Origin of the sequence: Actinomycetospora sp., assembly GCF_036497585.1 — a bacterium.
Lineage (GTDB): Bacteria > Actinomycetota > Actinomycetes > Mycobacteriales > Pseudonocardiaceae > Actinomycetospora.
The window spans coordinates 20,069-32,050 of the sequence record NZ_DASXJD010000208.1; the positions used below are offsets into that span (position 1 = coordinate 20,069).

Genomic DNA, 11,982 nt, shown 5'->3' on the forward strand with positions numbered 1-11,982 from the left:
CCGACGGTGTACCGCCGCCCCGTCGCCGAGCGGGTACCGACGCCGTCGTTCACCGGGACGAGCAGGTCGCCCGCCGTGACGTGGTGCGCCGTGCACTCACAGGGATGCCGACGGGAGAATGTCCTCGCCAGACCGAGTCACGGTGACTCGGTCGCCCGGTCACAGTGGGGGACCGCATCCATGGTCATCGCACTCCGGCGGCCCGTGGTGCACGCGCGGTGCTCCACCGCCAGCGCGATGAGCACGGGATCCCTATCGCTCGCACGAGGCTAGTTTCGGCTCCATGCGGCTCCTCGTGCGCGGCGGCCACGTGATCACGATGGACCCGGTCGTCGGCGAGCTCCCCCGCGGCGACGTCCTCATCGAGGACGGGCGGATCGCCGCGGTGGGTCCGAGGCCGCGACGACGCCGACGACTCCGATGTCCCCGACGGCACCGAGCTCCTCGACGCCACCGGCCGCATCGTCGTGCCCGGCTTCCTCGACACCCACCGTCACACCTGGCAGACCGCGTCCCGCGGACTCGGCGCGGACTGGTCGTTCAACCAGTACCGCCTCGCCATGCACGGCACGCTGCGCCCGCACTACCGGCCCGACGACATCTACCTCGGCAACCTCGCCCGCCGCCTGGAAGCGCTGAACTCGGGCGTGACGACGATTGGTTCCACGCCGCCGACCGCCCCGAGAACGCCGACGCCGCACTCGCCGCGCTGCGCGACGCGCCGGGCCGCTCGCTGTTCTGCTACGGCGCGGGCAGTCCCGCCGAGCCCGACGTCGCCGCCGAGATCCGTCGCCGAACGCACAACCGTCGTGCACGCCACCGGCCTCTCCGACGACCAGCTCGCGATGATGGCCGACGCCGGCGCCTCGGTGTCGGTGAGCCCGGACGTCGAGCTCAAGATGGGCTTCGGCGCCCCCGTCATCGGTCGCGTGCTCGCCGCGGGGATCCGCCCGTCGCTCTCGATCGACGACTGCCCGTCGGTCGGCGGCGACATGTTCGGCACCATGCGCACCGCGCTCGCGGCCGACCGCGGCCTCGGCGGGTCCCTCACCACCCGCGCCGTGCTCGGGTTCGCGACCGCCGACGGCGCCCACACCCTCGGGCTCGGTGCCCGCACCGGAAGCATCGCCGTGGGCCGGGACGCCGACCTGCTCCTGATCGACGCCGAGGACCCGTCGATCTTCCCGGTCAGCGACGCAATCGGCAGCATCGTCGCCGCGGGACACCCGGGCCTCGTCGACGCCGTCGTCGTCGCCGGCGAGGTGGTCAAACGCGACGGCCGCCTGCTCGGCGTCGACCTCCCGGCGCTGCGGGAGCGACTGCTGGCCTCCCACGACCGGATCGCCGCCGCGGCCGGCATCCCGCTCCATGGGTCGTGGGTCCCGGCGCCGCACCTCACGCCGTCGTCTGGCGAGCCCGAGACGACGTCGGCACCGTGGGACCATGCACCTGTGAGGACACCTCAGGAAGGGTTGTCGCGGTTGCAGGCCGCGGCCGAGGCCGGCGACCTCGACGCCCTCGCGACCCGCCACGGTGTCCGAGTGCTCACCGTGTTCGGCAGCACCGGGCGTGGCGAGCCCCGACCCCGCGACCTCGACATCGGGGTGCTCTTCGAGCACGACCACCACCCCGACCTCCTCGCCCTGATCACCGCACTCGATGAACTCACGGGCGCGGAGAACGACGTCGCCCACCTCAACCGCGCCGGACCCGTCCTGCGTGAACGAGCCCTCGTCGGCGCCGTGGGACTGTTCGAGAGCGAACCCGGCGCGCTCGCGGATGCCATGGTCGCCGCCGTCGCCGAGCGGATCGACACCGACGCCAACCGTCGCCTCGACCTCGAACTACTCGCCGAATGACACCTCGCCCCCTGGACTGGCGCTCGGTCGGGGCCAAGCTCCGTAGGATCGAGGACCTCCTCGACGCCCTCGAGGCCATGGGGCCCGTCACAGCCGACCGGCTCCGCAGCGACATCACGACCTCGCTGGCCGTCGAGCGGGTCCTGACGCTCGTCGTCGAGCTGGCGTTCGCCGTCAACACGCACGTCGCCGTGGCCCGGCTGGGGCGCGCGCCGGACACCTACCCCGAGTCGTTCGACGCCGTCGCCGACGCCGGCGCGATCGATCCGGGCCTTGCCGCGGCACTCATGCCGTCCGCGAAGATGCGCAACGTCCTCGTGCACGCCTACCTCGACGTCGACCACGAGATCGTCGCGACGGCCGTTCCGCTCGCCCTCACTCAGTACCGCTCCTACACGCGCCAGATCGCGCGGTGGTTCCAGGGGCTGTCCGGATAGTCGCCGTCCGACGACGCCCCGCCACGCGAGCACGACCTCGTCGGCGAGCGTGACCCGAAGAGGATCGATGGCGGCATCGCCCCCCTTCCCGACCAGGGAAGACGAGGGTCCTCGCTCGATGTCGGCCCGGCAATCCGCGTTCTCGGTGAATCGACGGCGGCGTCCCTCGGGCCCACTCGCCCATCGGCGCGACTGCAGTGGTCGCATGGAGTGAACAGATCAGACGAACGATCGGGACAGGGAACTGTGTGCTTTCCTCGTCCCAGACGTCGTCCGGGGGCTCGCCGGACCGGTTCGAGGGAGATCGCCGTGGTCAATCCGGCCAAGTACCCGCCAACGTTCACGTCGTCCCGTGAGACGATCGTCGCCGCCTACACGGGCGGTTTCGTCGATCTCGATCTCGGGTCTCTCCCGCCCGGAGACTACGCGATCTCCGTTGTCATCGCCGCGGACGTCGTCTCCGGGGTGTCGCCGCCCGAGAACCACGATCTGTTCTGCGTGCTCGACACCGTCCCGGCGAGTCCGCTCGGGAAGGCCTCGCAGACCACTTTCCCACCCCTCGGTTCGAACGGGAACGCGTTCGCCGAGATGCCGATGCTCGCCACGCTGTCGACGCCGAACCCACTGTCGGTGAGGGCGCGATGCGAGGTGTCGCCGACCACGAACTCGCCGTACGTACGATTCGCGGCAACCATGGTTGCCACAGCGACCTCCCAGATCATCCAGTTGTAACGCGGGCCTCGCGAGGGCTCGACCCGAGCGCCGTGATCGCTCTACCCGCGATTGCCGGATGCCTCCGAGCTCCCCGCTAGGCACTCCGCCAGGCCGGCCACTTCCCTGTCCGCGAGGACGAGTCCGGCGCGCTGGTCGTGGAACGCGGCGAGACCTGGGTCGCGTCGCCCGTCGAGCGTCCCGCCCGTGACCTCGTCGCGCCCAAGGACCTGGCCGCCCGGGTGCGCGAGTCAGCCCGGTGTATGCGCTTCAGAACGCTCAGGTGAGTGATCAGGTCGTCGGCACCTGGTCGACGACGTCCGGGTGCACCGCGCCCAGACCGGCGTCGAACGTGGCCATGCGAGCCCCACGGGCGCGGACGAGCGCTGCCAGGTAGGCGTCGGTCACCTGGCGGTGGCCGACGACGCCCCGCATCTCGACGTGCCGGTACGGCAGCTCATCGGGCCAGAACTCGTGGCGATCGTGGTCGAGCAGCCGCTCCAGGGCCATCACCGCCGATGTCCCGTCCCGGCCGCCGCGCACGAGCACCCGGAGCAAGCTGCCCTGCGTGCTCGGGCAGGTGGCGAAGCGCCCGGAGTGCGCGGCGAACCACCGCTCGGCGGGGCCGTGGTGCACGTGCTCCTCGATCGCCAGTGCGATCAGCACGTTGGCGTCGAGCAGGACGGTCACTCGTCGTCCAGGGCGCGCACGTCCTCGGTGGTGATCGGCCCGCTCCCGAGCCGGACCACGGGCAGCCCGGTGACGAGACTGACGTAGTCCTCGCCGCCCTCCTGGGCGCCGAGGGCGCGGCGCATCAGCGCGGCCACCGTCTCGCTCAGGCTGCGGCCGCTGTCCCGCGCCAGGGACACGGCGATGCGATGCAGGTCAGCCGGGAGGTCGATGGTCGTGCGCACGCCCGCAGCGTACTTGCATCAGCGCATCATGATGCGCAGCGCAGAGCACCTGGCAGTCCACTGGGCCTCGCGGACTCAGGTCGGAGCTCAGTCCGCCCCATGAAGCACCCATGTGCCCTACTACTGATTGCTCGCCGTGAGATGTGGTGAAAGGCGGGTGAAGGTTGCTCCTCGTCACATCCGCGACCGAACAGGACGCCGGCGGCACCATCTCCGGCGGGCACGGCGGTCACGGCGGGACGAGCGCCTCCGGCTCCGACCACGACGGCGTCGGAGTGGGTCCGGAACTCACCGGACGCCGCCTGACCGGCTGCGCCACTTCACCAGCGAGCGGCGGGCCGACTTGGCGATCGTCTTGTCCGGGTGGTGGCGTCCCGCCACCTCGAGCACCTCCCCGACCCGGGGGTGCTCGGCTCGCCACATCTCGTCCAGCGCCGATCCGACCGAGTCGGAAGGTAGCGCGGCCACCATCGCCTCCGCGCCGTCGCCGTCGAGCTCCACGGCGAGCAGCTCCACGGTCGCGACGAGGGCCCGAGCCGGTTTCTCCTCGAGCGGCCCGGTGTCGCCCCGGTCAGCCAGCCAGGTCGCCGCGACCCCGTCCCACCGGCCGCCGAGAAGCCCCCGAACGATGTCGGGCGCCGCAGCTCCCGCCGCCGTCTCCAGGACCGAGAGCACGGACAGGACGTCGACCGGGGCCCGGCTCTCGTCCCGCAGCGCTCCGGTCAGGGCGCCGACCGCGTCGTCGTGCCCGGAGAACCACACGGCGAGCATCTCCTGCCAGGTCTCCGGCCCGACCGACCCGACGAGGTCGACCAGTTCCCCCGCCGTCGCCGACGCGGGATCGGGCAGCTCGGGGAACCGCAGCCCGACGGCGTCGAGCCAACGCAGCGCGGTGGCGACGCCGGCTGCCGTGGGCCGCAGCCGCCCTGCGACATGCCGCGTGCCACCCAGCCGGTTGCGCTCGGTGGACACGCCGTCCTGCTGGATCAACCCCAGCCGTTCGAACCGGTCCAGGCACTCCCGGACCAGCTCGAGGTGGTGGTCGTACACCCACGAGCCCGGCTCGTACGACTCCTCGACGACCGCCGCCGCCACCTCCTCGATGTCGATCTCGCGCCCGCCCCCGGAAGCCACCACCAGCAGCAGCTCGACGGTCTCCCCCTCGAGGTTGTGGGCGACTTCCCCCGACTCCGGCTCCGAGGCCGGGTGGAGAAGGCCCTCGACGGCGGCCGCGTCGGCCACCCGGTCGAAAGCCTCCCGAACGCCGGTCTTCGTCCACGTTGCGACCGCGAGCAGCCGACCCTTGCGGCGCCGCACGACCCGTGACCTCAGCGCGACCCGCATCTGCCAGTCCAGCTCCGGGAGCTCCTGGGCCGAGCGGATCTCGGTCGCGTACTCCTCGCCGGTCCCGAGCTCACGGACGAGGACCCGGGCGTCGGCCAGGCGAAGGTTGCCCTTCTGTGTCAGCGCGAGGCCGGGGTCGGCGCAGGACGCGTGCCACGTCGCCATCTGAGCCAGGATCGGGGCCTCGGCGGCCGCGGCCTCGATGTCCTCGGGCTCGGGCCGGGCGACCGGCGGCAGGTCGAGCGGCCCGGGAGCGAGGCTCCCGCGGACGATGTCGTCGAAGGCCTCCGGCTCGAGGCCTCGGGCCCGCTGGATCATGGCTTCGATCTCGTCGGGGCTCTCGGGCGGGTTCTCGAGCCCGCCGACCCCGGCGAAGAGGCCCTTGGCCATGCCGAAGTTCGCCGGGTCGCACATCTCGGCCACGAACCGGTTCACGTGGCGTGCGCACCAGCTGCTCAACTGTTCCGGGCCGGCCCCGCCCGCGCCGAGCAGCCCGCGGGAGGCGAGGTAGACGAAGAACTGACCGAGGGTCGCGAGGAACGCCGGGCAGTCACGTGATGGCAGGGACAGCTTGCGGGGGCACCAGTCCAGGGCGAACTCGCCGAGGTCCGCGATCGACCACGTGACCAGATCCCCGTCCGCGTAGTGCGCCTTCCAGTCCAGCGCCACCCCAGCGTCCTCGGGCGAGCCGGGCAACGACGACGGCGCCCAGGCAGCGAACCCGTCGACGAGCTCGTCCCGCGCTGCCACGAATCGCTCGTCGTCGCCGCTCTCGACGTCGATCTGGAACCGTCCTGCCACGCGGCGAGTGTCGCAAACCCGCCCCCGACCCGGTAGCCGGTCCCACCGTCAGCGGTTCCTCCACCACGACGAACCGAGCGTCTGGGCTCCGTTCGTCCACATCGGACTCTGCCCCTGGGCCCGGTGCTCGGGTTCGGCGGCGAGGCCGACCGCACCCGCCTCGACTCGCTGACTGACGTGGCCGCTGCGGCGGGTCATGGAGGCCGGCGTGCCGCTTGGTCTTCCTGCGGTTGCCCGGCAGGAGAACGAGCTCGGCCACGAAACCCGCGATCCGCTCTTCCGACGAGCCCCCCGCGTCACCGGCCCTCAAACCCTCGGACGGTCAGACCAACACAGTCATCCCGAGGAGCCGTGGGTCGCGGGGACGGTCTCGGTGATCTCCAGTTGGTGTCCGCCGAGACGACGTAGTCGCCCGCGCAGAGCGCGGTCGGGGGCGGCGACGACCAGGTCGATTCCTCGGCGTGCGGCGTCGCCGGCCATCGCGGGCAGCACCCAGAGCCCGAGCTCGTCGTCGGCCCGGAGGCCGGCGAGGTCGAGCAGGACGGTCACGGGTAGCTCGTCGAGGGCGGCGTCGACCGCTTCGCGCAGCGCGGGCGCGGTGGCACACCGCAGGCTGCCCGCCAGGCGGATCACGATCGTGGCCCCGTCAGTGTCGACCGAGGCACGCAACTCGTCGGCCGACGCCCCGGGTCGGTATGCGGGTCGCGAGCGGGAGTCACCTCTGTTGGTCATCGACGGTACGGCCCCTTCCCCGCTTGCGTGCCGTCGACGACCGCGAGCGAGCCAGCTCCCCTAAAGGGGCGCGGGACCCGCGGGCCGGGAGACGGTCACGTGGAGGGGGGAGCGTAAGGCGGTGGCGCCGGACTCGCGAGGGCGCCGCAACCCTGTGGCCGTCTGGACGCCATCAGTAATTCGCCCGGCTGCTCACGTGCGATTCACCCGCGTGGGCGTACCGCCCGGCGGTGCACGTGTGCACACGTGCCGCAGTGCTTGTGAGCGCATGCGCGGTGGTGCGAGCGTGCACAGGAGGCGCCGCGAGGCAAGCAGGCGCGCCGCCGGGCCGCGAGACATCGACGGCCTCGCGCAGGGGGGGTGGGATCGATGCGGGTCGCGGTGGCCAACAACAAGGGCGGGGCCGGCAAAACCACCGTCATCGCCTACCTCGCCGAGGCCCTGGCCGCCCGCGGCCGCCGAGTGCTGGCGATCGACATGGACCCACAAGCCAACCTCTCCCGCCGGTTCGGTTACGGCGAGGCCGAGCTCGTGGACATGGTCACCACCGCCGAGGTGGTGGCCGCCAACACCCCGGGCTGCGCCGCGCAGGGCATCGTGGGCTGCCGCTGGTCACTACCGGGGAATGCGGAGCTGGTCGAGCGCATCGACCTCCTGCCCGCACGCTACGACCTCGAGGCCCGGGTCTCCGAGGCCGGCACGCTCGGCGCGCACGAACGCCTCGAACGCGCCCTGAACGGGGTCGACGAGGACTACGACATCGTCCTGATCGACTGCCCGCCCGCGCTGGGGCATCTGACCCAGCTCGGGCTCGCCGCCGCCGAGAGCGTTCTGTTGGTGCTGCGCCCGGAGTACGACCACCTCCAAGGTGCGATCCGGGTCCGAGACTTCATCCAGACCTACCGGCGCCACCTCGGGCGCCCCCACCTGCACGTCGCCGGGGTCATCATCAACGAGCACGACCGCCGCCGCGGCCTGCACCACTGGCACACCGACTCGGTCACCGACACCTTCGGAACCCTGCTGTGGTCCCCGCCGGTGCCCTCCCGAGCGGCGCTGGCCGAAGCCATCGACGCCGCCGCCCCGCTGCACGGGCGCGGCGCCGCCACTCGCCCGCTGATCACCGTCTTCGCCGCCCTGGCCGACCACCTGGAGGCCCAGGCCCATGCCGCCGCCTGAACCCCAACCTCCGCGTCGCGCCCCCCACGAGCGCGATCTCGGCCGCCCACCCGGCACGGCAAGCCCCCGTCGCCCGGTCCCTGCCGGCCGTCAGCGACCGGGACCGAGTTCGGCGCTGACCCCCTCCCCCGCCCCACTGATGCCCGTCCCCGATCACGACGACCGGCCCGATGGGCCCGCGAGCGGCGAGGGCCCCCGCGAGGAGCAGAGCTTCAACGACCGGGCGGGACGGCGACAGTTCCACCGGCGAGCCCACGGCGACGCCCCTGACGCCGGCCCCGACACCGACCCGGCCCCCGAGGAGCTCGTCTACCTGTCCGGGCGGGTGCCCCGCGCATTGCGCGACGAGCTACATATCCGGGCCATCCACGACGGGCGACCCGTGGTCGAGCTGCTCCGCGAAGCCATCCGTGGCTACCTCGACGAGCGCCACCGCTGACCCGCCACCCAGCAACGCCCAGCGATCGGAAGGCGACGGACCGCGCGGCCTGATAGCACACGTGCTCGCGTGCACATGGTGTGGGCAACCCTGTGCACGCGCACACACGTGCGCCTGGATGGTCCGCGCGCCTCACGACCGAGCGGCGCAAAAATTCACTCGTACGGCGCACAGCGCCTGCAGCATTTCTCCGCGAGCGCGGCCGACGAGCGCAGCAAGCACACAGATGTAGCACCAGAGATACCAAGTGCTACCTTGTTGCCGTGGGTGACACGATCGGCCAACGAGAGCTACGCAACGAGAGCGGAGCGATCATGCGCCGAGTGGAGCGGGGGGAGAGCTTCGTCGTGACGCGCAACGGCCGTCCGGTTGCCAACCTCGTTCCGCACGCCCGCCCCGACGATGATCAGGCCCGCACCCTCGGTGAGCTGCAGCGCCGGTTCCGCGATCTCCCGGGTGTCGACGCTGCAAGATGGCGGGCCGATCGCGAGCGCGCCGACGAGGTCTTCGGCGACGACGACCCGGTGAGCGGATGACGACCGCCGACCGGGTCCTCCTGGACACGTCCGTGATCATCGACCTCGAGAACCTGGACCTGGACACCGCCGCCGACGCAGGACCGGCGGTCAGCGCTGTCACCGTCGCCGAGCTGGCGTTCGGGCTCGACGTCGACGACCTCCTCGAACGCCAGGCCCGGACGGACAGGTTCTACGCCGTCCTGCGCGACGTGCCGGTCCTGCCCTTCGACCTGGCTGCGGCTCGCCTCTACGGCACGCTGGCGGCCACGGTGCGCCGGTCCGGTCGCAACCCGCGCCCACGACGGATGGATCTCCAGATCGCCGCCACGGCGGGTGCGCATTCCATCCCGCTCATCACGCGCAATCCCCGAGACTTCCTCGGTCTCGAGGAACTCCTCGACGTGGTGGCTGCCTGATCTCCTTCCCGCGAGGTCGACGACCCCGTCTCTTCGCAGGGTGGATTTCCCCCGTGTGCGCGGTGGAGACCCCGTAGTCGGCGAAGTACCAGCCCGCCGCGATGTCCGCCGCTGCAGCGATGCCGCGTCGGGCGTCAGAGCGAGTCCCAGAACCGCCCCGACGTCCGCGCGCCGCCCGGAGCGGCGCCCTCGAGAGCCACTGGTGACCGAGGCCGTCGAGAACGGCGACCCGCGCCCCGGCCCGCTCGGCCGCCTCGCGGCGCTGGGTCTCGGTCCCGACGACGTGGTCCTTCGTCGCGAGGACCGCGAGCCCGGGACGCTGCGCCGCGTGCTCGAGGTGCTCGCCGAGGCGGGCCATCAGGGGTTGCGCCGCGGCCCGGTAGAGCGCGAGGACGGCGTGGGCCAGGGAGGGGTCGAAGCGCGCGGCGACGCGCTCGGCCACCGGCATCGGCATCCCCCGGTCGCAGAGGCGACGAGCCCGGTCCGCGCGGCCGCCGTCGAGGAACGCCGTGAGCTGCTGCTCCCCGGCACCCGGCGTCTGCCAGGTCCGGGCGAGCTCGTGCCAGACGTAGTCCGGGTGGAAGACCCCGACGGTGTCGCTGACCCTGCTGCGCAGCAGGTCGGGGCGGTGCATCGCGACCATGACGACCGACGTGCGCACCTCCCCAGTTGTGCCCGACGACGTCGACCGGCTCGCCGATGCGCTCCAGCTCGGCCTCCAGCCATCCGCGCTGATGTCGACCCCGAGTCGACCGCGGTCGCGATCGTCGGACAGCTGCGGGGCGTCGGCCTGCAGCTGCTCCTGGCCGGTGACACCCTCGATCCTGCGGTGCTCGCACCGGAGATGGCCGATCAGTGGCGGCGGGCGCTCCGGGCGGATGCCCCCTAGCCACGCCCGTCCGCGTCGCCCCTCAGCCGCCGCCGAGCTCGGCCCGCACCCGCGCGGCCAACCGGGTGATCACGATCGTCCGGACACGGCAGGACGTTGTCCGCGCGCCCCGGGACTCCCCAGACTCAGCGCGTGAAACCGCTCGAGGAGCGGGCCGCGATCCGGCGCCTGTTCGACCGGTTCGGGCTGGGAGCCCGCCACGCGGACGTCGACGACGGAGTCGAACGGGGCTTCGACGCCTCCCTGCAGCAGTTGCTGTCCCCGGACCCGGCCGACCCGGGTGCCGCCGCCACGCCCGCTCCCGAGCTCGGACCACTCGACCCCGTCGGGCTGAACGACCCTCGTCGAAAGGACGTCGACGCGCAGCGCGCCGATCAGCAGCGCACCATGAAGATCTGGTGGTTGGACCGGATGGCGGCGGTGAGCGCGCCGGCCCCGGAGCGGTCGACCTGGTTCTGGCATGGCCACTTCGCGACCAGCGAGGACAAGGTCAACCGCCCGCACCTCATGCTGGCCCAGAACCAGACCCTGCGTCGGCTGGCGCTCGGTGACTTCCGGAGCCTGACCCGGGCGATGATCGCCGATCCCGCGATGATCATCTGGTTGGACGGCCAGACCAACCGGCTGCAGGAGCCCAACGAGAACCTGGGCCGCGAACTGCTGGAGCTGTTCACCCTCGGGGTGGGCCACTACAGCGAGACCGACGTCCGGGAGTCGGCACGGGCCCTGACCGGGTGGACCGTCGACGTCGACAAGGGCACCGCGACGCTGCGGCCGGCCAAGCACGACGCGACGGTCAAGACGGTGCTGGGGCGGGCGGCGCCGTACGACGGCACCGGGTTGGTCGACGCCGTGGTCGCGACGCCCGAGTCGGCCCGCTTCGTCGCGACGCGACTCTGGACCCGGCTCGTGTCGCCGACGCCACCGGACCCTGCCGAGCTCGACCGGCTGACCGTGGCGTACGGCTCCCGCACCGACCTCACCGCGCTGCTGCGAGCGCTGGCCACCTCCACGGCGTTCCACGACCCGGCGTCGTCGCTGGTCAAGTCCCCCGTGGAGTGGGCGACAGGCCTGGCGCGAGCCATCGGGGCCCGGCCCGCCGCGCTGGACGACGCGAACCGCAAGAGCCTGATCAGCGGGCTGCAGGCGTTGGGCCAGGCGCCGTTCCGGCCCCCCAACGTCGGGGGATGGCCCGCCGGGACGGCGTGGTTGACCCCGACCGCGACCGTGCACCGCGTGGACGTCGCCCGCCGGCTGCTCCGACAGTCACCACCGACCGACGTTCCGCGCGGCGGCAACGCCCGGCTGGAGTGGGCCCGGGCGACGCTGGGACGGCGCGGGTCGCCGACCAGGAACACCGCCGCCACTGGCGCGGCCGCGCTCCTCGCCGGCGCGACGCAGGCCCAGCGCGGCGACGGTGTCGAGCTGTCGGAACAGCTCTACTCCGAGTTCGGCCGCCGAGTCCGGGGCGACCTGCGCGCCTCCGTCGACTTCCGCGACATCTACGCATCCCTCGCAGAACGCGTGCTCGACGTCGACGGCGAGCGCGTCGTGTCGAGTCACCCCGGCCGGCTCGACACCCTCATCGGCGCACCTCTCGGTACCTAGCGATCCTTGGTCGCTAGGACTTTGGCAGTTGGGCAGAGTTCGGCACAGGTCTACGGTTGTCGCTGCCCGCTCCAGCTACTGCAGACATGGGTCTGACCAGCCACTTTGAGTGGCACGGCCGGCCACCCTGGTGGC

Annotated in this window: 13 protein-coding genes; 8 read left to right on the forward strand and 5 right to left on the reverse strand. The window is 72.3% G+C overall.

All coding sequences use genetic code 11. The features are described 5' to 3' along the window. The first annotated feature begins 467 nt into the window (after positions 1-467). From VGH76_RS20645 to VGH76_RS20655, 3 genes are all read left to right on the forward strand, one after another. Positions 468-1,859: an amidohydrolase family protein gene (locus VGH76_RS20645; RefSeq protein ID WP_331558599.1), complete on the forward strand. Its 1,392-nt coding sequence runs from the start codon at positions 468-470 to the stop codon at positions 1,857-1,859. Next, a complete protein-coding gene (gene hepT, locus VGH76_RS20650) occupies positions 1,856-2,296 on the forward strand; it encodes a type VII toxin-antitoxin system HepT family RNase toxin (protein WP_331558600.1) in 441 nt (146 codons plus the stop codon). Before VGH76_RS20645 ends, hepT begins: the two co-directional genes overlap by 4 nt. Before the next feature lie 309 nt (positions 2,297-2,605). Then, positions 2,606-3,028 (forward strand): hypothetical protein, encoded by a 423-nt coding sequence (locus VGH76_RS20655; RefSeq protein WP_331558601.1) that lies wholly within the window; start codon positions 2,606-2,608, stop codon positions 3,026-3,028. A 270-nt stretch (positions 3,029-3,298) separates the two neighbouring features. Here VGH76_RS20655 and VGH76_RS20660 read toward each other — a convergent pair whose 3' ends face one another. The 4 genes from VGH76_RS20660 to VGH76_RS20675 all read right to left on the reverse strand — a co-directional run bounded on the left by VGH76_RS20660 (position 3,299) and on the right by VGH76_RS20675 (position 6,798). Then, on the reverse strand, positions 3,299-3,697 hold the full coding sequence (locus VGH76_RS20660; RefSeq protein WP_331558602.1) for a TA system VapC family ribonuclease toxin: 399 nt from the start codon (positions 3,695-3,697) through the stop codon (positions 3,299-3,301). Further along, a complete protein-coding gene (locus tag VGH76_RS20665; RefSeq protein WP_331558603.1) occupies positions 3,694-3,921 on the reverse strand; it encodes an antitoxin in 228 nt (75 codons plus the stop codon). The genes VGH76_RS20660 and VGH76_RS20665 overlap by 4 nt, the downstream gene beginning before the upstream one ends. A 288-nt stretch (positions 3,922-4,209) precedes the next feature. Next, the gene (locus tag VGH76_RS20670; protein ID WP_331558604.1) at positions 4,210-6,066 is read right to left on the reverse strand and encodes a hypothetical protein; all 1,857 of its coding nucleotides are present in this window, start codon (positions 6,064-6,066) and stop codon (positions 4,210-4,212) included. 336 nt (positions 6,067-6,402) lie between these two features. After that, entirely contained in the window at positions 6,403-6,798 is a 396-nt protein-coding gene (locus VGH76_RS20675; RefSeq protein WP_331558605.1) for an STAS domain-containing protein, read from the reverse strand. Positions 6,799-7,167: 369 nt separating this feature from the next. Between VGH76_RS20675 and VGH76_RS20680 the strand changes: the two genes are divergently transcribed. From VGH76_RS20680 to VGH76_RS20695, 4 genes are all read left to right on the forward strand, one after another. Next, the gene (locus VGH76_RS20680) at positions 7,168-7,977 is read left to right on the forward strand and encodes a ParA family protein (protein ID WP_331558606.1); all 810 of its coding nucleotides are present in this window, start codon (positions 7,168-7,170) and stop codon (positions 7,975-7,977) included. A gap of 139 nt (positions 7,978-8,116) precedes the next feature. After that, on the forward strand, positions 8,117-8,416 hold the full coding sequence (locus VGH76_RS20685; RefSeq protein WP_331558607.1) for a hypothetical protein: 300 nt from the start codon (positions 8,117-8,119) through the stop codon (positions 8,414-8,416). Positions 8,417-8,679: 263 nt separating this feature from the next. Beyond that, on the forward strand, positions 8,680-8,952 hold the full coding sequence (locus tag VGH76_RS20690; RefSeq protein ID WP_331558608.1) for a type II toxin-antitoxin system prevent-host-death family antitoxin: 273 nt from the start codon (positions 8,680-8,682) through the stop codon (positions 8,950-8,952). Continuing rightward, positions 8,949-9,350, forward strand: a complete 402-nt coding sequence (locus VGH76_RS20695) for a type II toxin-antitoxin system VapC family toxin (RefSeq protein WP_331558609.1) — start codon at positions 8,949-8,951, stop codon at positions 9,348-9,350. The genes VGH76_RS20690 and VGH76_RS20695 overlap by 4 nt, the downstream gene beginning before the upstream one ends. Here the strand turns inward: VGH76_RS20695 and VGH76_RS20700 are convergent. Next, complete coding sequence (locus tag VGH76_RS20700; RefSeq protein ID WP_331558610.1) at positions 9,289-10,011, reverse strand: hypothetical protein; 723 nt, start codon at positions 10,009-10,011, stop codon at positions 9,289-9,291. The two genes, VGH76_RS20695 and VGH76_RS20700, sit on opposite strands and share 62 nt — an antisense overlap. 360 nt (positions 10,012-10,371) lie before the next feature. Here VGH76_RS20700 and VGH76_RS20705 point away from each other — a divergent pair, with 360 nt between their 5' ends. Further along, positions 10,372-11,847 (forward strand): DUF1800 domain-containing protein, encoded by a 1,476-nt coding sequence (locus VGH76_RS20705; protein ID WP_331558611.1) that lies wholly within the window; start codon positions 10,372-10,374, stop codon positions 11,845-11,847. The last annotated feature ends 135 nt before the right edge of the window (positions 11,848-11,982 follow it).